An 18911-nucleotide genomic window follows, 5' to 3' on the forward strand; every position below is an offset into this window, starting at 1 on the left:
CACGCCCCGGGCCGTGGTTAACCCGCCAATTACGTGGTTAACGTGGTCATTCGCGGAGCGGGCTACTTGCCGGCGAGGTGGTCGCCGATCGCGCGCAGGCCGTCGAGATCGTGTACGTCGGTCGCCAGCGCGGGCACTGCCATCGTCGGTACGCCGCTGTGTGCGGCCTCGAAGCGTTCCGCCATGCGCAGCTCACGCTGACGTCCGATCAGCTGATCAGCATGCAACCTCAGCAGTGCCGCGATTGCGGCGTGCTCGCCATCGGATGATCGGTCCAATGCATCGGCGGCGACCCGGCTGCGTTCGGCGGACAGTCCGTCGGCGTGATCGGGCGTCACGCGGTTGAGCACCATCCCGGCCAGCGGCATCCGGTCGTCCCGCAGCCGTTGCACGAAGTACGACGCCTCGCGCAGGGCGTCCTCCTCGGGCGCCGCGACCACCAGGAACGACGTCCCCGACGCCTGCAGCAGCCGGTACGTCCGTTCGGCACGCTCCCGGAACCCGCCGAACATCGAGTCCAGCGCGGCCACGAACGTCTGCGCGTCCCGCAGCACCTGCGCGCCGATCAGCTTCGTCATCACGCCGGTCACCGCACCGAAGCCCGCCGAGAACACCTTCATCGGCCCGCGAGCCGGCGTGCCGAGAAACCGCAGGAACTTCCCGTCCAGGAACGACGACAGGCGCACCGGTGCGTCCAGGAAGTCCAGCGCCGACCGCGACGGCGGAGTGTCGACGACGATCAGGTCGTGGCTGCCGGTCTGCAGGGCCTCGGTGTGCAGCTGCCCCAGCCGTTCCATCGCCATGTACTCCTGCGTGCCGGCGAACGACGACGAAAGCGCCTGGTAGAAGGGGTTGGCCAGGATTTGCTGGGCCTTCTCCGGCGAGGCGTGGTTCACCACCACCTCGTCGAAGGTGCGCTTCATGTCGAGCATCATCGCGTCGAGCACGCCGCCCTCGCCGCCCTCGCCGGCGGCGTCACCTCCGGCGACACCCTCGATCCGGCGTGGTGTGTTGTCCAGTTCCTCCAGGCCCAGCGCCTGTGCCAGCCGGCGCGCCGGGTCGATCGTGAGGACGACGACCCGCCGGCCCTGCTCGGCCGCGCGCAGCCCGATCGCGGCGGCCGTCGTGGTCTTGCCGACGCCACCGGAGCCGCAGCACACGACGATCCGGGTGTCGGGCGAAGCGAGGATCGCGTCGATGTCCAGTCGTGCCATCCGTGCGCCTCAGCCCATGCCTTGCTTGGTGAGCTCGTCGGCGAGCTGGAACAGCGCACCGCGGTCCAGGCCGTTCGACAGCCTCGGCAGCTCGTACGTCGGGCGGGCCAGCCCGGCGATCCGCTCCCGCTGCGCGTCCTCCAGTGCGACCCGGGTGGCCCGGTCACGCGCCTCCAGCTGCAGCCCGCGTACGAGGTCGGCCGATGGCTCGATGCCCGCGGCCGAGAGCCCTGCCGTGATCGCGGTCTTGGCCGGCTTGCCGATCGGAGCGCCTTCGGTACGCCGCACCATGTTGATCACGACTCCGCCGATCGGGATCTGCGCCTCGCGCAGCTCGGCGATGCCGTCCGCCGTCTCCTGCACGGGCATCTCCTCCAGCAACGTGACGAGGTGCACGACGGTCTGCGGTGACCGCAGCAAGCTCATGATCGAGTCCGCCTGGTTACGGATCGGCCCGACCCGGGCGATGTCGGCGACGCCGGCGTTGACACCGAGGAAGCGGGCGATCCGCCCGGTCGGCGGCGCGTCCAGCACCACCACGTCGTAGGTCTGGCGGCCCCGGACCCGGCGTGCGTCCTTGTCCTTGCGCCGGACGGCCTCGTAGACCTTGCCGGTCAGCAGCACGTCGCGTACGCCGGGAGCGATGGTCGTCGCGAAGTCGATGGCCCCGACCTTCTCCAGCAGGCGGCCGGCCCGGCCGAGGCGGTAGTACATCTCGAGGTACTCCATCAGCGCGGCCTCGGGATCGATCGCCAGCCCGTAGACCTCGCCGCGGCGTTCACCGTCGCCGCGCCCCTTGGCGACGGCCAGCCGCTGCTCGTCGTACGGCAGCTGCGGCACGTCGAAGAGACGCGCCAGCCCCTGCCGGCCCTCGACCTCGCACAGCAGGACGGACTGGCCCGCGCACGCCAGCGCGAGCGACAGCGCGGCCGCGACCGTCGTCTTGCCCGTGCCACCTTTGCCGGTGACGATGTGCAGGCGTACGCCTTCCCAGTCCCGGCCGTCACTCATCATCGCTGGGAGCCTAATCGGCGCCTCGCGGGCGATCGCGCACCGGTCCAGGCTCTGCCCGCCTGCCCCAGACGGGCTGCCTCCTGGCTCCTTCTCCGCCTTGCAACCCCGACACACGAGCGCGGCGCCGCCCTGTTGGATATGCGGCTCCGCCGCCTGGCGCCCTCGCTTCCGCCTGGGACGGGCGGGCCGACCTCAGAAATCCGCTGATCTCCGCTCGGGTGATCTGGCTGGCGATGCCGCCCCAGTTGAGGTCGAAGCCGTGGTCGGCGTATTCGATCTCGACCCGGCGGACGCGGTTGCCGTCCCTGGTCAGCGCGTCCGCCAGCCGGCGAGCCGGCGCCGGCGGCGCGAGCAGGTCGGACCCGCCCTGGACGAGCAGCGTGGGCGGCAGGCCGGGGTGGACGTGCCGGATCGGCTCGGCGGCACGGTAAGCCTCGGGCACCTGCTCGGGTGTCCCGCCGGTGAGCGCCACCGCGCCGGCGGCACGGGAGTCCCACAGCCGGCGTTGGTACCACCACGGGCGGTGGTCGGTGAACCACGGCGTCAGCTCCAGCGGCGCGTACACGGCGACGACGGCCGCGACCGGTGCGGGATCCGGCTCGGTGTACGTCGCCAGCAGTGCGAGGTGGCCGCCCGCCGACGTGCCCAGCAGCACGATCCGCTCCGGGTCGACGGCGTACTGCGTGGCGTTCTGCCGGACCCAGCCGACCGCGTGCTTCACGTCGGCGGGCGCGGTCCGCGCGGTGGCCGGGGGAGCGAGGCGGTAGTCGATGTCGAACACCGTGAAGCCCTGGTCGGCCAGCCAGGCGTTCCAGCGCGGTGTCCAGCCGCGGCCGCCGGACGTCCAGTTGCCGCCGTGGACGAGGACGACCGCGGGGCCTGCCTCCCGTTGGCCGGGCGGCCGCCAGACGTCCAGCTTCAGCCCGGCCGCGTAGTCGTAGGTCGCGGTGTCGTCAGGCCCGCGCACGCTGTCGCGGACCGTGCCCGCGAAGTACTCCAGCGGGTTCAGCCGAACGCCGGCCTGGCTCGCCGCCAGTGCGCCCCTGGCCGGCGGCAGGAGGGCGAGCGCGAGCGCGATCACCGCCAGCGCGGCGATCACGCCGGACAGCCGGCGCCACCCCGACCAGCGGGCCGCGGCGGCGAGCAGCAGCGAGAGCACGGCAGGGAGGACGAGCAGCAGGCTCCACTCGTTGAGTACGAGACGTACCTGCCAGCCACTGCCTCCGTACATGGGAGGCAGCAGGATGAGTACGGCGGCGAGGACGGTCGGCACGGCCACGCAGAGCATGAGCATCCCGAGCCCGCTGCGGCCCAGCCAGCGGAGCATGGACCCACCCTAGGTGGTTGACGGCCTGCGAGCAGGCCACGACGGCAGCCGCTGCGGCGCGCGGGCGGTTCCGGCGTGCGCATTAGGCTTTCGGCCATGACGAAGTGGGAATACCTAACGGCTCCGCTGCTGGTGCACAACACCAAGCAGATCCTCGACACGTTCGGCGAGGACGGCTGGGAACTCGTCCAGGTCGTGCCCGGACTCAACCCCGAGCAGCTGGTCGCGTACTTCAAGAGGGAGCGCGCATGAGCACTCCCGAGTCCCGGCTGAACGAGCTCGGCCTGCAGCTGCCCCCGGTCGCCGCGCCCGCGGCCGCGTACGTTCCGACGGTCCGGACGGGGAACCACGTCTACTGCTCCGGCCAGGTGCCGTTCGTCGACGGCAAGCTGCCCGCGACCGGCAAGGTGGGCGCCGAGGTGACGCCGGAGGAGGCCTACGACCTGGCGCGGATCTGCGCGCTGAACGCCCTGGCCGCGATCAAGGCCGAGCTCGGTGACCTGTCGCGGGTGACGCGGGTCGTGAAGCTGCTGGTGTTCGTCGCGAGCGCGCCCGACTTCAGCGGGCAGCCGCAGGTCGGCAACGGCGCGTCCGAGCTGCTGGCCGAGGTCTTCGGCGACGCCGGGAAGCATGCGCGGAGCGCCGTCGGCGTCGCCGTGCTGCCGCTGGACGCACCCGTCGAGGTCGAAATGATCGTCGAAGTCGCGTGAGACTGCCAGAGATCCTGGCCGAGATTCCGGTCTCGGAGGCGTTGGCGGAGCGGGCCCGGCAGTTGGCGGCAGGCCGCCTGACGCCGGTGCCCGCCCGGCCCGCCTCGACGGTGGTGTTGCTGCGGGACGGCTCGACGGGGTTGGAGCTCTACGTTCTGCGGCGGCACACCACGATGGCGTTCGCAGCCGGGATGTACGCGTTCCCGGGCGGTGCCGTCGACCCGCGCGACCGCGATTCCGGGGTGCCGGAGTGGGAGTGCGCGGCGGCCCGGGAGCTGTTCGAGGAGACCGGAGTCCTGCTGGCGGGAGCGTCGGCGGACGAGCTGGTCGCCGATGCCACCGGCGACGACTACGAAGCCGACCGGATGGCGCTGGTCGGCAAGGAGCTGCCGTTCAGCGAGTTCCTCACGCGGCGCGGGCTGGTCCTGCGTACCGACCTGCTCGTCCGGTGCGCCCACTGGGTGACGCCGGACGCCGAGGAACGCCGCTACGACACGCGGTTCTACCTGGCGGCGATGCCGGAGGGCCAGCGCACCCGCGACGTCTCCAGTGAGGCTGACCGGGTGGCCTGGGTACGCCCGGCCGACGCACTGGCCGCGGTCGAACGCGGCGAGATGCGCATGCTCCCTCCCACCGCGGCGACGCTCGTCTCCCTGCTGGACGCCGGCACGGTCGCGGAAGCGCTCGAAGCCGCCCGTGCCCGGCCGGCCGACGTGACCCGTCCCCAGGTCGCCTTCACCGACGGCAAGGCGCGCTGGTCGCTCGGTTGAGCCGTAGCCTGGGCGAGTGATCTCGCGTGTGCTGGCACCGAATCCCGGGCCGATGACCCTCGATGGCACGAACACCTGGGTACTTCCCGGCGGCATCGTGGTAGACCCCGGACCGCTTGACGAGAAGCATGTGCAGGCTGTGCTTGCCGCCGCGGGCGGCGAGGTGAGCCTCATCCTGCTGACCCATTGGCACACCGACCACTCCGAAGGCGCCAACCGCCTGAGGGAGGTCACCGGAAGCCCGGTCCGCGCCTTCGACCTGGGGTTCTGTAACGACGAAAAGGGCGGCACCACGTTGCGGGATCGCGAGAAGATCGACGGCTGGCGGGTGCTGCACGTACCCGGTCACACCTACGACTCGGTGGGGTTTCTGCACGAGGAGACCGGCGTGCTGCTGAGCGGCGACACGATCCTGGGCCGCGGGACCGCCGTGATCATGCACCCGGACGGCAGGCTCGACTGGTATCTCCGCTCGTTGCGCGAGCTGGAGACGCTGGCGGAGGAAGGCGCGATCCGGCGGATCCTGCCCGGGCACGGTCCGGAGATCGATGATCCGCTCCCGGTGCTGACCTACTACATCCAGCACCGGGAAGAACGGCTCGAGCAGGTACGCGCCGCGAGGGCCGCAGGCGCGGAAACGCCACGCGAGGTCGTCGAGCGGGTCTACGCCGGCGTCGACCGGAGCGTGTGGCCCGCGGCAGAGCTGAGCGTGCGGGCTCAGCTGGAGTATCTCAACGAGAACGGTGGTTGAGCCGCTCCACGTCGAGGATGACGACGGCTCGCTGTTCCAGCCGGATCCAGCCGCGGTGCGCGAAGTCGGCCAGCGCCTTGTTGACGGTCTCGCGGGACGCGCCGACCAGTTGCGCCAGCTCTTCCTGCGTCAAGTCGTGGTGGACGTCGATGCCGCCGTCGGTCGGCTTGCCGAAGCGGCGAGCCAGATCGAGCAGCTGCTTGGCGACCCGGCCGGGTACGTCGGAGAACACCAGGTCGGCGACCGCCTCGTTGAGGTGGCGCAGCCGCGACGCCAGCTGTAACAGCAGCCCGCGCGCGACCTCCGGCCGGCCGGACAGCCAGGTCATCAGCTGCTCCTGGCCGAGCGCCAGCATCACGGTGTCGGTGATCCCCGTCGCCGTGGACGAACGCGGGCCCGGATCGAACAGCGACAGCTCGCCGAACATCTGGCCGGGTCCGAGCACGGAAAGGAGGTTCTCGCGGCCGTCGGCGGAGGTGCGGCCGAGCTTGACCTTGCCTTCGATCACGACGTAGAGCTCGTCACCCTGGTCGCCTTCATGGAAGAGGACCTCACCACGACGCAGCCGTACTTCGTGCATGGCGGAACGCAGCGCCGCCACGGCCTCGTCATCGAGGCCCGCGAACATCGGCGCCTGCCGCAATACATCGTCGAGCAACTGGCCCTCCTGCATGACTTCATCCCAGCCCTAGTAGCCGCGTCATACGACAGTGTGTCGTGTCACAGTCTGCCGCTTACTGGAAACGTACAACCTCGTAGGCTGGCGCAGTGACGTCGCGCGCCGCGAAACCCACCAAAGCCACCTCCAAGCCGAGGGCCAACGCCAAAGCACAACCCAAGGCCGAGCCCAAGGCGCCCAAACCCAAGATCAACACGGCGACCGAGACTCCGCTGGGTCTTACCCGCCGGGCCCGCAAGATCAACCGCATCCTGGCCGAGACCTACCCGGACGCGCACTGCGAGCTCGACTTCACCAGCCCGTTCCAGCTGCTGGTCGCGACCATCATGTCCGCGCAGACCACTGACGTACGCGTGAACATGGTGACGCCCGAGCTGTTCGCCAAGTACCCCACCGCCGCCGATCTGGCCGTCGCCAACCCCGAGGACGTCGAGCAGATCATCGCCTCGACGGGCTTCTACCGGAACAAGACGAAGTCGATCATCGGCATGTCCCAGGCGGTGGTCGAGCGCTTCGAGGGCGAGGTCCCAGGCAAGCTGAAGGGCCTGGTCACGCTCCCAGGCGTCGGGCGCAAGACCGCCAACGTCGTGCTCGGCAACGCGTTCGGGGTGCCCGGCATCACCGTCGACACCCACTTCCAGCGCCTCACGCGCAGATTCGGCTGGACAAAGCAGACCGATCCGGACAAGATCGAGGCCGAGGTCGGCGCGCTGATCCCGAAGTCCGAGTGGACGATGCTCTCGCATCGGCTGATCTGGCACGGGCGCCGCCGCTGTCACGCCCGGAAACCCGCGTGCGGCGCTTGCCCGCTGGCTGCGCTCTGCCCGGCTTACGGTGAGGGCCCGACCGACCCAGAGGTTGCCGCGAAGCTGGTCAAAACCCCTGCCAGCGTTGTGGTTGACTAGCGCGCCTCGACGTTGGCTGGAGAGGGATGGGCCGCTTGTGAGTACGTCCCGCGACGGGCTGCCGGACTGGCTTCACCCCGTCGCCGACCTCGCCGCGCGCATCACTCCCGAAGAGCTCGCGTGGCCCGTGCCCCCGAACGACTCCGACCGCGAGTCGGCGATCCTGCTGCTGTTCGGCGAGGCCGAGCAGGGCCCTGACCTGCTGCTCATCGAGCGTTCACACTCGATGCGGTCGCACGCCGGCCAGCCCGCGTTCCCCGGCGGTGCCGTCGACCCCACCGACGAAGGTCCGGTGGCGGCGGCGTTGCGTGAGGCGGAGGAGGAGACCGGCCTCGACCCGTCGGGCGTCGAGGTCTTCGGGCAGCTGCCCGTCATCCACATCCTGCCGTCACGGTACGCCGTCACGCCCGTACTCGGCTGGTGGCGCAAGCCCTCGCCGGTGGGCGTGGTCGACCCGGCCGAGGTGGCCTCGGTGCACCGGGTACCCCTGGCGGACCTCACCGACCCGGCCAACCGGTTCCGCGTACGGCACCGCTCGGGCTACGTCGGCCCGGCGTTCGGCGTGGCCGGCCTGGTGGTGTGGGGCTTCACCGGCATCCTGATCGACCGCGTGCTCGGCCTGCTCGGCTGGGAACAGCCCTGGGACCGTTCGATCGTTCGCGACCTTCCGGAGACGCTCTCGTGAACCCTCTCGACATCGTCCTGATCCTGGTGGCGATCGCCTACGCCGTCGCGGGGTTCAAGCAGGGCTTCCTGGTCGGGGCGCTCGGTGTGGTCGGGCTGATCACCGGCGGGCTGCTCGGTGCCTTCCTCGGCCCGGTCGTACTCCAGCATTTCGACCCGAGCACCACGATCGCGCTGGCGGCGCTCGGCGCCGTGATCGTCTGCGCGCTGGCCGGGCAGACGGCGGGCGCCGCGATCGGCGACCGGCTGCGGTCGCGGGTGACCTGGCGGCCGGCCTCCGCGGTCGACGCCGGCGCCGGGTCGCTGCTGAGCGTCGTGGCGGTGCTCCTGGTCACCTGGAGCCTGGGTGCCGCCGTCGCGGGCGCGCACCTGGGCTCGTTCACCAAGATCGTGCGCGACTCCGAGATCCTGGCCGGCATCAACAAGCTGATGCCGACCGGCGCCGAGCGTGGCCTGCTGGCGTTCAGCCGGGTGGTCGATCCGGGGCTGTTCCCGCGTTACCTCGAGCCGTTCGCGCAGGAGTCGATCACGCCGGTCGCACCTCCCGACCTCGAGGTGCTGCGCGACGCCGACATCAAGCAGTCGGCGGCCTCCGTCGTACGCGTGGTGGGGCTGGCCAACAGCTGCTCGCGTTCGCTGGAGGGCTCCGGCTTCGTCTACGCGCCGGGCCGGGTGATGACCAACGCGCACGTCGTGGCCGGCGTACGCAAGCCGCAGGTCGAGGACCAGCGCGGGCGCAGCTACGACGCCGAGGTCGTGCTCTACGACGCCGACCGCGACGTCGCCGTGCTGGCGGCCCCGGACCTCGAGCTCGGGCCGTTGACGTTCGACAAGTCCGGCAAGGAAGGCGACGGCGGCGCAGTGCTGGGCTTCCCGGAGAACGGCCCGTTCAGCGGTGGGCCGGCCCGAGTGCGTTCGCAGCAGCGGCTCCGCGGCCCGAACATCTACGGCGACCGCGACGTCATCCGCGACGTGTACGCGCTCTACGCCACCGTCCGCCCCGGCAACTCCGGTGGACCCCTGCTGTCCGACGACGGCAAGGTGCTCGGTGTGATCTTCGCCGCCTCGGTCGAGGACTCCTCGACGGGTTACGCACTCACCGCCGACGAGGTGTCCGGTGACGCGAAGGCCGGCATCCGGGCCACCAACCCCGTGTCGACGGGCGGCTGCGCCTAGCCACCGCCGATCTGCGAATGACCACGTTAACCACGTCTTTAGCGGGTTAACCACGCCCCGGGGCGTGGCGAGGCACCTACTGGCGTGGTTAACGTGGTCATTCGCGCCGAGTCAGATGGCGTCGTCGAGCCAGGCGAGCAGTTCCTTGGTGACGCCGTCCGGCGTTTCCTCGTGCGGGAAGTGCCCGGCGCCGTCGAGCAGCCGCCAGCGGTACTTGCCGGACACGTGCTCGGCCGATCCCTCGGCCGTCGAACGCAGCACCGTGGGGTCGAGCGAGCCGTGAATCTGCAACACCGGCTGAGAGACCAGTGCCTTCATCTGCTCGACGAACCGGCGGCCGTCGGTGCGGTAGGTCGCGCGGACCAGCCAGCGGTAGTACTCCAGTGCGCAGTGCGGTGCCGGCCACAGCAACATCGCGCTGCGGTAGCGCGATGCGGCTTCCTGGTCGGGGAACGCCGAGCCGGGTGCGCTCCACTTGCGCAGCAACGTCTCGACGTACGCGCCGTTGTCGGCGACGAGCCGGCGCTCCGGCAGGATCGGCGTCTGGAACGACAGCACGTGCCACGCCGACTGGGCCTGCCTGCGGTCGCGGAACGCCTGGTGCCGCAGCCGCAGCGGATGCGGAGCGCTGACGACCGCGAGCCCGTGCACCTGCGCCGGATGCAGGGCGGCGGTGGCCCAGCCGACGTACCCGCCCCAGCCGTGTCCGACGACGACCGCCGAGGAATGGCCGAGCGAACGGATCACGCCGGCGACATCGGCCGACAGCGTCATCGGGTCGTAGCCGCGGGGCGTCTTGTCGCTGCCGCCGTACCCACGCAGGTCCATCGCGATCGCGCGGTAGCCGAGCCGCGAGAGCACGGGCAGCTGGTGCCGCCAGGCCCACCAGAACTCCGGGAACCCGTGCAGGAACAGCACGGCCGGCCGTTCCCGGCCGGTGCCGGGGTCGGGAGCGGAGTCGGAGGGCTCGCAGATCGCGACATGGAAACGCGCACCGTTGGCGGCCACCCAACGGTGCGTCCACGGGCCGTCGATGTCGACGACTCCACCGGTCACGTTCATGGAGTCCAGGGTCGCACGCCTACGTCTGAGCCACGGCCTGGGTCAGCCGAGGTCGCCCGCGGCGCGGCGCGCGCGCCGGTCGGGGCGGCTCGGACGGTCGGGGTCGTCGTCGTCCAGATCGTTGTCGAGGTCGTCAGCCGCATCGGAGCTGTCGGAACGCGTGACCAGCTCCTTGGCCTCCTGTACCGACTCGATCGTGAGCGTCGGCGGGCCGATCTTCTTCAGGCTGCGCAGGCCGAGCCACGCGATCAGCGCGGCGACCAGCAGGAAGACCACCGCCACGATCAGGAACGCGAGCCACTCCGGCAGCCCGGCCGCGACCAGGCCGTAGGCCGCCGCGAAGCACAGCATGAAGAACGCCATGCCGACCAGCAGCGCGGCGACGATGAACAGCGCCGAGCCCTTCACGGCCGCGATCGCCGAGGACTGGAGCTCGGCCTTGGCCAGCTGGATCTCGCCGCGGACCAGCGCGCCGAGGTCCTGCGTCGCGCTCGCCACGAGCTGGCCGAGAGACTGCCGGTCGGTCGTCGTCGTGCCGGGGCCGTTCCCGTTGAACTTGCGCTGCGCCATCGGTGTACCTGTTTCTCAACTCGTGGAGTCCGGGGTGTATACCCACCGCGATCTTCGTGCATTCGGAACCCGCTCGGCAACGTGACTTGATTGTGCGAGCTCGTACCGAAAAGATGCGTGCTGCATCCGTAGCCAGTGGAGGGACTCGATGACGCTCGTCCCCAAGTCGGCCGCCCGCGCACAAGAAGGCGCGGGACGGTGACCGCAAGAGCGGCGAACCGCGCTGAAACTGAGCACGGGCGGCCGCGACAGATGAGCAGGTGGGCTGTTTGGCTCATCGCCGCGTTCGTGGTGGCGATCCTTGGTATCAAGGTGCTGCACATCGACCCGAGCGTGTGGACCGTAGTCGCTACCGGCTTGGCGCTCGCCGTGGCCTATCTCGTCGTGCACGAGCTCCCGCTGGGCGGGATCCTCGACGTAGTGACAACGAGCCGGCGGCAGCGCAGGGTACGCCGGCACGAGCTGCGACAGGTCGGGTTCGGTGGCAGCCTGCCCAAGGCGGCGCGCTACTCCGACTCACGTGACCTGGACGCGCGCGGGCCGGTCGAGCGCCGGCTCGCCGCCGACGAGCCCGAGCCGTCCGGCGGACGCGAGCTGCCCGGCTATGTGCCGCGCGACATCGATCCGCTGATCGACGAATACCTCGCGAACAGCGGGCTGGTGATCCTGGAGGGCCCGCAGGCGAGCGGCAAGACCCGCACGGCGTATGCCGCGCTGGGACGAGCGGACGGGCATCGCCGGCTGATCGTTCCGTCCGACCCGCTGGCGTTGCGGCACCTGGCCGACGTACACGACAACGCGCGCGACGCGATCGTCTGGCTCGACGACCTCGAGCTCTACCTCCGCGAGGGCGGGCTCGACGCACACGTACTGGAGAAGCTGTCGGGTCTCACGCTGCTCGCGACGTTGCGCAGCGAGGAACGCAGTGCGCTCGAGGCGCTCGACGGCAAGCTCGGCCGCGACATCGCCCAGGTGCTCGGCCGCGCGACCGTGATCGCGATCCCGTCGGCCTGGACGGCGGAGGAGTTCCGGCGCGCCGACGAGACCGACGACCCGCTGCTGGCCGCGGCGATGAGCAACCGGCACGGTCTGCAGATCACGGAATACCTCGCCGCCGCCCCGCAGCTCTACGCACGCTGGCGTGGCGCGCGCGACGGGCGGCAGGCGCTCGGCGGCGCGATCGTGACGGCCGCTCTGGACGCACGCCGTTGCGGCTTCTCCGGCCCGGTGCCGCGGGCGTTGCTGACCGCGCTGGCACCGCACTACCTCGCGCCGCACGAGCTGCGCTGGGGCACCGCCGACGCGTTCGACGACGCGTTCGCGTGGGCGGTGACGCCCGTACGCGGGCTCGCGGGCTGCCTGCTGCCGGCGTACGACGACTGCTTCGAGCCGTTCGATCATCTGACTACCGTCCGGTCGGCGACCGCCGGCCTGGAGAGCGTGCCCGATCCCGTCTGGGAGGTGCTCGCGGACCGCATGCCGGTCGCCGACGTCCTCCAGTTCGTCCGCGACGCGCAGGGCGAGGGACGGCACGGCACGGCCGAACGCGTGCTGGTGACCTCGCTCATCTCCAACCCCGACGACGCCGAGCTGTCGGCCGCGCTCGGCTCGGTGCTGAGCATCGACGCCACCCGGCACGACGAGGCCGAGGACTGGCTGCGCCGGGCCGCCGACGCCGGGCATCCGGGCGCGATGGCGAACCTCGGCCGGCTGCTGGCCGCCGATCCGAAGCGGCACGAGGAGTCCGAACGCTGGTACCGCAAGGCGTCGGGCGAGACCCGGCAGCGAGTGGCCGCCGAAGCCGAGGCCGAGGACCAGCAGGCCGCGGTCGTGGTCGAGACCTCTGTCGAGGAAGGGCCCGCGCCGGTCGCCGAGGCCGGCTGGCTCGACGCCGTGCTCGCCAGCGAGCGCGGGCCGCTGGTGAAGTTGCTCGACCGTGTGCTCGGCCGGTCCAGCGCGGCGGCGGCCGAGCGGTTCGGCGAGCGCGTACAGAAAACCCTTGAATGGTTGGCGGATCGGCTGCGGCGGCGGCACGTCTCCGTACTCGACCCCGACGAGCTCGGGCCCGAGTGGCTGCCCGCTCCACGGCTGTCGTGGGTGCTCGGCAGGGGAGTGCGGCTGGGTGCGGGCTTGCTCGAGACGGCGGTCGCGATGACGCTCGCGGTGGCCTTCACGGCTGTGGTCGTGACCCGCTTCTCCGCGACGCTGGAGATGCCGCCCTGGCAGGCCGCGACGGCGTGGCTGCTGCTGGCGGCGGCTGTCGTGGCCGGGAGCGTACGGGCGGCCGGGCGTTCGCAGGCCGTGACGCGGCAGCCGGCGGACCGGCGGTTCAAGACGTGGGGTCCGCTGGAGGCGGGATGGCGCTGGTGGGCCGGCGCGCTCGGCTGGATCGTCGCCGGGCTGTACGGCTGGGCCGCTGCCTATCTCGTCGCAGTGCTGGTGTCCGGCTCGCGGTCGTGGTTGCTGCCGGTGGGCGGGTTGCTGGTGCTGGCGGTCAGCGCGCCGTTCGTGATCGACCGCGCCGGGCGGCGGGCGCTGCGGTGGTGGCAGCCGGTGACGGTGAAGACCGAGCCGTACGCGCCGTTGTACGCCGGCGTCGGCGGCGCCGCGGTCATCGCCATGGTGTCGGCGGCGTCGACGATCGTCGCGGCGGGTGCGCTGGCGTTCGGTGCGGTACGTGTCTTCGAGCTCGGCGTCGGACCTGCCGTGTGGGCGGGGCTCGCGGTGGCCGCGGCCGTCGGCGCCTTCCTGCACGACGGCGGGCTGGTGTGGATGCGGCACCTGGGCACGCGGATGGGCGCGTGGCAGCGCGGCATGTCGCTGAGCCGGCGCTTCTTCGACGTCGCGACCGAACGGGAAGTGCTGGTACGCGTGCCGGCCGGCTTCTCGTTCACCGACGAGGAAGAGAGCCGCGACCTCGCCCGCGCCTTCCGCGCCCGCTGACCATTTCCGCCCGGTCTCGCGCCCGGCCGAATGACCACGTTAACCACGCAATTGGCGGGTTAACCACGCCCCGGGCCGTGGCGAAGCACCTACTAGCGTGGCGAAGCGCGAATTCGGCCTACGTGGCCGGCGTGGTTGCGCGGGTGCCGCGGCGCTGGCGGGCGGTCTCGTACAGCACGACGCCCGCTGTCGTCGGGGCACCGATCGATCCGACCGGGCCGGCCGAGCCGCCTAACGGCACGCGCACGATCTCGTCGCACACCTCGCGCCAGCCGGCCGTCATTCCCCTTGTCTCGTTGCCGATCACGAGCAGGGTCGGCCCGGTGAGGTCATAGCCGTCGACGTCGACCGTGCCCGCCGGATCGACACCGACGATGCGTAGTCCCTGCTCGCGCGCCCACCCCACGACCTCCTTGTGCGACACCTGCCGCACCACCGGCACGGCGAACAGCGAGCCCGTGCTCGCCTGAATCGTCTGAGGGTCATACACGTCGACCGAGTGCCCGGTCACGATCACACCGCTGGCCTCAAAAGCGTCGGCTGATCTGATGACGGTGCCGACGTTGACGGCAGAGGACGGCTGGTCGAACACGACCACCAGCCCGTTCGACTCCGGCAGGTCGATCTGGCTCAGCTCGTCCGGCAGGATCTTGGCGACCGCGACCAGGTCGAGCGATCCCGGTGTGTGCTCGGAGGCGGTGCCGAGCTCCCGGAGCAGTTCCGGTGCGACCTGCACGACGCGCACGTCCACCCGGTCCAGGAGGTCCTTGGCCCACGCCGACAGCTTCTCGTCCAGCGGGGCCAGCCAGGTGCGGATCGGCCAGTCGTACTCCACAGCGAGCGTCAGCGGGCGGATGCCCGTGACGATGAACTCTCCGGTCTGGTTGCGTTTCCTCCGGTTGGTCAGCAGTGCCTGCCACTGCTGGAAGCGCGCGTTGCGATTCGTGACCATCAGCACGACGGGCATGATCGCATAAGAACAACGCACAGTCACGTTCGCAGATCAGACGCTGTGTGGGAGCGTATTCACCCTGCCATCCGACGTCTGATCGAACGGCCGGGCGCGCCCTCGGAGGTCTCCACGAGAGGTCGTGGAACGTGCTAAAGGGAGACCCCGTAACGAGCGGGAAATCGCACGGGTCTAACGTCGCGTTCTGCGGGAGGGTGGAAGCACTTGTGCAAAAGGGCTTTGGCCGTGCCTTCCAACTTCCCGCAGTGCGAGCAACTCCTGTCCCAAATGGTGAAGAGAAGGCAAAACCCACAGATTCATCGGAGGTTCTGGCCGTAACTGGTCGGCCACCCCTGGTGGTGATGAGGGTTTACTGGCTAGGATCTCGTGCACGTCGCCGTGAAGCCTTAGGGTGTTCGCGTGCGAGGGGTCCCGGGGCACCAAACGCAGGGGCGGGTCAGGCTGCTTGCGATGGACCCTTGTGCCCGTAGTCTCCGCCGTACCACTAAGGACTAGAGCCCATGAGCGAGACAACCACTACAAGCGCCAGCGGATTCCGCACGGTACGCCGAGGCGGATACGACCCGGCGCAAGTCGACCACCGTGTGCGGCAGCTCACCGAGGCTGTCGATGCCGCCCGGCGCCAGTCAGTGGAGCTGGCCCGACGTGTCGAGGACCTCGAGTCCTCTCTTACATCCGCGAAGAGCGACACCCGGAAGTCCGAGCCGACGTTCGCCGAGTTCGGTGAGCGGGTGGGCCGGATTCTCGCACTGGCCGAGGAAGAGGCTGCCGACCTGCGGGCCGACGCCGCGGCAGAGGTTGAGAAGACCCGGCAGGAAGCGCAGCGCGCGGCCAACGAGATCCGCAAGGAAGCCGAGCGTTACGCCACCGACAAGCGCGGTTCGGCCAACATCGAAGCCGACCAGATCATCAGCGACGCCAAGCGCCAGGCCACGGAGATCCGTGAGGAGGCCGAACGCGACGCCACCGCGCGGCGCGAAGAGGCCGAGGCGGTCTTCGAGCAGCAGCGTGCGAAGGCGGCGCAGGCGGCGGCCGACCTGGAGAAGACCCTCGCCCAGCGGCGCGATCAGGCCGAGCAGGACCTGGTCGAGCGCACCGCGGCTGCCGAGCAGCACCTGGCGGCCGTGCTGGAGCGGGCCGAGCAGACTCAGGCCGACGCCGAGCGCACGCACGCCGAGGCCACGCAGAAGGCCGAGCGCCTGGTCGACGACGCGCAGCGCAAGGCACACGACATCGTCTCCGAGGCGAAGTCGCGCGCCGAGCGGATCCGCGCCGAGTCCGACCGTGAGCTGGCCGCTGCGACGCAGCGCCGCGACAGCATCAACGCGCAGCTGTCCAACGTCCGTCAGATGCTGGCAACGCTCTCCGGCACTGACCCGTCGGCACTGCTCGGTCTGACTGGCGACGACAAGAAGAAGTAGGCGCCCCTACCGCAACTGGGCGGCCGCGACGCCGAGCGCGAACGCGGCACCCACCAATGCGGTCAGGGCGTAGGCGGCATGGCGGAGCGTGGCCCGAAGCGCCGTTCGTTCTCCTGACAGAGCGAACAGGCGCTTCGGCCACACTCGCCAAGAGACGTACCCGAACACGCCGAGCGCGGCCAGCAGCAGACCGCCCTTCACGGCGTGCAGTGCGAACGCCTCCGGAGCCGCCGGTGCGAGGGCATATGCCCCGACACCAGTCGCCGCGAGCAGTCCGGCCAAGCCGATCACCGGCCACCTGTTCCGCGCGGCGAGTGTGGTGAGGAAGTCTTCGTGCGCGTCGTCGTCCTCGGCGAAGAATCGTGCCGCCCTCGGTTGTACGACGCGCAGGCTGTAGACCATCGCGCCCAGCCACACCGCGCCCGCCAGCGCGTGCACGACCAGAATCCCGATCCGTAGTGTCGTCTGCACGCTGCCAAGTCTGTCAGTGCGGGCAGCCTTTCTCGGCGCGGACAAATCCGCTGGTCAGACGTTGCCCAGCCTGGATACCGTCGACTGCATGCACAAGGTGCTCTCGGTCAACGTCGGCAAGGCGATCCCCAACCCCCACAAAGACACCGGTCACACCGGGATCAACAAGCGCCCGGCCGGCGGCCCGGTGGAGGTGCGCGCTCCCGGCCCCAAGCACGGCGGACTCGGGTCCGGGCTGGTCGGCGACTTCATCGGCGACACCGCCAACCACGGCGGCGACGAGCAGGCGGTCTATGCCTACGCTCGCGAGGACCTCGACTTCTGGGCCGCCAGGCTCGGCCGGGAACTCGACAACGGCGGCTTCGGCGAGAACCTCACCACCGCCGGCTTCGACGTCACCAACGCGCTGATCGGCGAGCGCTGGCAGATCGGCGACGAGGTGGTCCTGCAGGTCACTGTGCCGCGGATCCCGTGCTCGACGTTCCAGGGCTGGCTGGCCGAGCAGCGCTGGACGCGGACGTTCACGCAGGAGGCCCGCCCCGGCGCGTACCTTCGTGTCGTCCAGCCCGGCGCCATCCGCACCGGCGACCCGATCAGGGTCGTACACAAGCCGGATCACGGCGTCACGCTGGGCCTGACGTTCCGGGCGCTCACGCTCGAGGCCGAGCACCTTCCCGACCTGCTCTCCGCCGCCGACGACCTCCCTGACGACGTGATCGATCGGGTGCACCGTCGGCTGCCGTTCCAGCTCGACTGAGATCGCAGGTGTGCGGGACGGCCTCGTGATCGGGCGAAGCCTCAGGTGATGCGGTCCAGCGCGACCACGGGGATCTCGCGCGAAGTCTTCCGTACGTAGTCGTCGTACGCCGGCCAGAACGCCACCATCGCCTGCCAGGCCTGCTCCCGCTCGTCGCCCTCCAGGAGGGCCGGCCGGACGTCGAACGTCTCGCCGTCCAGCTCGACCCTGCCCTGGCCGGCCTCCCGGAGGTTGAGCCACCACGCCGGGTGCACGTCCGCTCCGCCGTACGACGCGATCACGACCAGCCGCTCACCGAGCCGCGCGTAGAACAACGGGGCGGTGCGTTCCCTGCCGGACTTTCGCCCGGTCGTCGTCAGCAACAGCTGCGGATGACCGCCCATGCCGGGCGTCGTGCCGCCGAAGCGGCGGTAGCGCCAGCTCTCGAGCCGGCCGAACGCCCGCCTGAGTGCGCGGTCGAGCTTTCCCGGTTTCGCCATGCTCGAGGACGTTAACAGTCGTACAGGCTGTTCGGGTGCACCTTCTCGCAGTACCGCACGTGCAGGTGGTTGTCGTGGTTCGCGTACTGACTCGTGAGGCCCTCGCTGATCAGCGTCGGGTCGTTGAAGAAGATCAGCGCCACGTGCCCCGGCGCCGCGGCCCGGATCGCCTGCACCAGTTGGCGAGTCGCCGCCCGGTCGTACGTCGAGGACTGCCAGGTGATCCGGCCGGCGGTGCACTGCGCGTTGTCGGTACGGATCGGCCAGATGTCGATGTCCAGGCCCACCGCGTGGCTGCTGTGCCCCGGAATGTCGCCGCCGTGCTCGAAGCCGGCGTCGCCCAGCGGCACGTTGCCCTGCCCGGTCGTCACGAACGACCGGACGCCCTGCTCCAGTTGGGCGATCGCCGCGCCGGTCGCCCAGTTCGCGGCGGTGCCGTTGCCGTCCGGGTCCTGGTCGCAGATGCCGGCGCCGAAGTCGGGATAGTCGTAGTGCCAGACGAGGTTCCGCCAGGTGATCGGCCCGGCCACGCCGTCGACGCCGATGCCCGCGTGGCTCTGGAACGTCGATACCGCGCTCTCGGTCGCCGCGTCGAACGTGCCGGACACCGAGAGGCTGAGCCGCCGCTTGGCGTTCAGCTCCACCTGCAGCGCGCGTACGGCGTCACCGGTCGCGCCCGAGCGAAGGGTCACGGCCAGCGCGCCCCACGTCTGCGGGCCCACGATGCCGTCCACGCCAAGCCCTTTGGCGGTCTGGAACGCGCGTACGGCCGTCGTCGTCGACGAGCCGAACACGCCGTCGGCCGCCACGCTCTGGCCCGCGGCGCGCAGCAGATACTGGATCGCCAGGACGTCGACACCCCGGTTGCCGCTGCTCTGTGTGTGGAAGAACGCGTTCGCGTACGCCTGCGACGGCACCGCCGCGGCGACTCCGGCGCCCATCGCCAGCACGAGAGTGAACAAGAAGCTCAAGACCCTGAAGCGACGCATCATCCCGACCCTTTCGGCG

20 protein-coding genes are annotated in these 18911 nt (G+C 70.6%); 10 read left to right on the forward strand and 10 right to left on the reverse strand.

Annotated features, from left to right (window positions below; all coding sequences use genetic code 11):
* Window positions 1–62 precede the first annotated feature (62 nt).
* From ACYVF6_RS01660 to ACYVF6_RS01670, 3 genes are read right to left on the reverse strand one after another with little or no spacing between them, the layout of a single operon-like run.
* Window positions 63–1214: an ArsA family ATPase gene (locus ACYVF6_RS01660; protein ID WP_460514941.1), complete on the reverse strand. Its 1152-nt coding sequence runs from the start codon at window positions 1212–1214 to the stop codon at window positions 63–65.
* Window positions 1215–1223: 9 nt separating this feature from the next.
* Complete coding sequence (locus tag ACYVF6_RS01665; RefSeq protein ID WP_460514943.1) at window positions 1224–2228, reverse strand: P-loop NTPase family protein; 1005 nt, start codon at window positions 2226–2228, stop codon at window positions 1224–1226.
* Window positions 2229–2238: 10 nt separating this feature from the next.
* Window positions 2239–3555: an alpha/beta hydrolase gene (locus ACYVF6_RS01670; protein WP_460514946.1), complete on the reverse strand. Its 1317-nt coding sequence runs from the start codon at window positions 3553–3555 to the stop codon at window positions 2239–2241.
* A gap of 96 nt (window positions 3556–3651) precedes the next feature.
* Between ACYVF6_RS01670 and ACYVF6_RS01675 the strand changes: the two genes are divergently transcribed.
* From ACYVF6_RS01675 to ACYVF6_RS01690, 4 genes are read left to right on the forward strand one after another with little or no spacing between them, the layout of a single operon-like run.
* Window positions 3652–3807: a DUF4177 domain-containing protein gene (locus ACYVF6_RS01675; protein WP_460514948.1), complete on the forward strand. Its 156-nt coding sequence runs from the start codon at window positions 3652–3654 to the stop codon at window positions 3805–3807.
* Window positions 3804–4265: a RidA family protein gene (locus ACYVF6_RS01680; protein WP_460514950.1), complete on the forward strand. Its 462-nt coding sequence runs from the start codon at window positions 3804–3806 to the stop codon at window positions 4263–4265. Before ACYVF6_RS01675 ends, ACYVF6_RS01680 begins: the two co-directional genes overlap by 4 nt.
* Entirely contained in the window at window positions 4262–5035 is a 774-nt protein-coding gene (locus ACYVF6_RS01685) for an NUDIX hydrolase (RefSeq protein WP_460514952.1), read from the forward strand. The genes ACYVF6_RS01680 and ACYVF6_RS01685 overlap by 4 nt, the downstream gene beginning before the upstream one ends.
* A 16-nt stretch (window positions 5036–5051) precedes the next feature.
* The gene (locus tag ACYVF6_RS01690) at window positions 5052–5786 is read left to right on the forward strand and encodes an MBL fold metallo-hydrolase (RefSeq protein ID WP_460514954.1); all 735 of its coding nucleotides are present in this window, start codon (window positions 5052–5054) and stop codon (window positions 5784–5786) included.
* Here ACYVF6_RS01690 and ACYVF6_RS01695 read toward each other — a convergent pair.
* Complete coding sequence (locus ACYVF6_RS01695) at window positions 5767–6459, reverse strand: Crp/Fnr family transcriptional regulator (RefSeq protein ID WP_460514955.1); 693 nt, start codon at window positions 6457–6459, stop codon at window positions 5767–5769. The two genes, ACYVF6_RS01690 and ACYVF6_RS01695, sit on opposite strands and share 20 nt — an antisense overlap.
* 194 nt (window positions 6460–6653) lie before the next feature.
* Between ACYVF6_RS01695 and nth the strand changes: the two genes are divergently transcribed.
* The 3 genes from nth to ACYVF6_RS01710 are packed head-to-tail and all read left to right on the forward strand — an operon-like array spanning window position 6654 to window position 9230.
* Window positions 6654–7370, forward strand: a complete 717-nt coding sequence (gene nth, locus ACYVF6_RS01700; protein WP_460515180.1) for an endonuclease III — start codon at window positions 6654–6656, stop codon at window positions 7368–7370.
* A 37-nt stretch (window positions 7371–7407) separates the two neighbouring features.
* The gene (locus ACYVF6_RS01705; RefSeq protein ID WP_460514957.1) at window positions 7408–8055 is read left to right on the forward strand and encodes an NUDIX hydrolase; all 648 of its coding nucleotides are present in this window, start codon (window positions 7408–7410) and stop codon (window positions 8053–8055) included.
* Window positions 8052–9230: a MarP family serine protease gene (locus ACYVF6_RS01710; protein ID WP_460514959.1), complete on the forward strand. Its 1179-nt coding sequence runs from the start codon at window positions 8052–8054 to the stop codon at window positions 9228–9230. The genes ACYVF6_RS01705 and ACYVF6_RS01710 overlap by 4 nt, the downstream gene beginning before the upstream one ends.
* Window positions 9231–9341: 111 nt before the next feature.
* Here the strand turns inward: ACYVF6_RS01710 and ACYVF6_RS01715 are convergent, their stop codons facing one another.
* Both ACYVF6_RS01715 and ACYVF6_RS01720 read right to left on the reverse strand, forming a co-directional pair.
* Window positions 9342–10292, reverse strand: a complete 951-nt coding sequence (locus tag ACYVF6_RS01715; RefSeq protein WP_460514961.1) for an alpha/beta fold hydrolase — start codon at window positions 10290–10292, stop codon at window positions 9342–9344.
* A gap of 42 nt (window positions 10293–10334) precedes the next feature.
* Window positions 10335–10862, reverse strand: coding sequence for a phage holin family protein (locus ACYVF6_RS01720; RefSeq protein ID WP_460514963.1), 528 nt, complete (start codon window positions 10860–10862; stop codon window positions 10335–10337).
* Between the two features lie 252 nt (window positions 10863–11114).
* On the opposite strand from ACYVF6_RS01720, the gene ACYVF6_RS01725 reads away from it, so the two are divergent.
* A complete protein-coding gene (locus tag ACYVF6_RS01725; RefSeq protein WP_460514964.1) occupies window positions 11115–13805 on the forward strand; it encodes a hypothetical protein in 2691 nt (896 codons plus the stop codon).
* A 118-nt stretch (window positions 13806–13923) separates the two neighbouring features.
* Here ACYVF6_RS01725 and ACYVF6_RS01730 read toward each other — a convergent pair whose 3' ends face one another.
* On the reverse strand, window positions 13924–14772 hold the full coding sequence (locus tag ACYVF6_RS01730) for a TrmH family RNA methyltransferase (protein WP_460514966.1): 849 nt from the start codon (window positions 14770–14772) through the stop codon (window positions 13924–13926).
* Window positions 14773–15275: 503 nt separating this feature from the next.
* On the opposite strand from ACYVF6_RS01730, the gene ACYVF6_RS01735 reads away from it, so the two are divergent.
* The gene (locus ACYVF6_RS01735) at window positions 15276–16196 is read left to right on the forward strand and encodes a coiled-coil domain-containing protein (RefSeq protein ID WP_460514968.1); all 921 of its coding nucleotides are present in this window, start codon (window positions 15276–15278) and stop codon (window positions 16194–16196) included.
* Window positions 16197–16202: 6 nt separating this feature from the next.
* Here the strand turns inward: ACYVF6_RS01735 and ACYVF6_RS01740 are convergent, their stop codons facing one another.
* On the reverse strand, window positions 16203–16667 hold the full coding sequence (locus tag ACYVF6_RS01740) for a hypothetical protein (protein WP_460514970.1): 465 nt from the start codon (window positions 16665–16667) through the stop codon (window positions 16203–16205).
* 88 nt (window positions 16668–16755) lie between these two features.
* Here ACYVF6_RS01740 and ACYVF6_RS01745 point away from each other — a divergent pair, with 88 nt between their 5' ends.
* On the forward strand, window positions 16756–17424 hold the full coding sequence (locus tag ACYVF6_RS01745; RefSeq protein WP_460514972.1) for an MOSC domain-containing protein: 669 nt from the start codon (window positions 16756–16758) through the stop codon (window positions 17422–17424).
* A gap of 41 nt (window positions 17425–17465) precedes the next feature.
* Here the strand turns inward: ACYVF6_RS01745 and ACYVF6_RS01750 are convergent, their stop codons facing one another.
* Together ACYVF6_RS01750 and ACYVF6_RS01755 are read right to left on the reverse strand one after the other, a co-directional pair.
* Window positions 17466–17903, reverse strand: a complete 438-nt coding sequence (locus tag ACYVF6_RS01750) for a nitroreductase family deazaflavin-dependent oxidoreductase (RefSeq protein WP_460514974.1) — start codon at window positions 17901–17903, stop codon at window positions 17466–17468.
* An 11-nt stretch (window positions 17904–17914) separates the two neighbouring features.
* Window positions 17915–18874, reverse strand: coding sequence for a penicillin-insensitive murein endopeptidase (locus ACYVF6_RS01755; RefSeq protein WP_460514976.1), 960 nt, complete (start codon window positions 18872–18874; stop codon window positions 17915–17917).
* Window positions 18875–18911: the final 37 nt, after the last annotated feature.

This window comes from Flindersiella endophytica, assembly GCF_054779015.1.

Bases quoted from the DNA above. Each gene is read 5' to 3' on its own strand.
- ACYVF6_RS01660 (WP_460514941.1), bottom strand. From the start codon at position 1,214: ATGGCACGACTGGACATCGACGCGATCCTCGCTTCGCCCGACACCCGG.
- ACYVF6_RS01665 (WP_460514943.1), bottom strand. From the start codon at position 2,228: ATGATGAGTGACGGCCGGGACTGGGAAGGCGTACGCCTGCACATCGTC.
- ACYVF6_RS01670 (WP_460514946.1), bottom strand. From the start codon at position 3,555: ATGCTCCGCTGGCTGGGCCGCAGCGGGCTCGGGATGCTCATGCTCTGC.
- ACYVF6_RS01675 (WP_460514948.1), top strand. From the start codon at position 3,652: ATGACGAAGTGGGAATACCTAACGGCTCCGCTGCTGGTGCACAACACC.
- ACYVF6_RS01680 (WP_460514950.1), top strand. From the start codon at position 3,804: ATGAGCACTCCCGAGTCCCGGCTGAACGAGCTCGGCCTGCAGCTGCCC.
- ACYVF6_RS01695 (WP_460514955.1), bottom strand. From the start codon at position 6,459: ATGCAGGAGGGCCAGTTGCTCGACGATGTATTGCGGCAGGCGCCGATG.
- ACYVF6_RS01715 (WP_460514961.1), bottom strand. From the start codon at position 10,292: ATGAACGTGACCGGTGGAGTCGTCGACATCGACGGCCCGTGGACGCAC.
- ACYVF6_RS01720 (WP_460514963.1), bottom strand. From the start codon at position 10,862: ATGGCGCAGCGCAAGTTCAACGGGAACGGCCCCGGCACGACGACGACC.
- ACYVF6_RS01725 (WP_460514964.1), top strand. From the start codon at position 11,115: ATGAGCAGGTGGGCTGTTTGGCTCATCGCCGCGTTCGTGGTGGCGATC.
- ACYVF6_RS01730 (WP_460514966.1), bottom strand. From the start codon at position 14,772: ATGCCCGTCGTGCTGATGGTCACGAATCGCAACGCGCGCTTCCAGCAG.
- ACYVF6_RS01735 (WP_460514968.1), top strand. From the start codon at position 15,276: ATGAGCGAGACAACCACTACAAGCGCCAGCGGATTCCGCACGGTACGC.
- ACYVF6_RS01745 (WP_460514972.1), top strand. From the start codon at position 16,756: ATGCACAAGGTGCTCTCGGTCAACGTCGGCAAGGCGATCCCCAACCCC.
- ACYVF6_RS01750 (WP_460514974.1), bottom strand. From the start codon at position 17,903: ATGGCGAAACCGGGAAAGCTCGACCGCGCACTCAGGCGGGCGTTCGGC.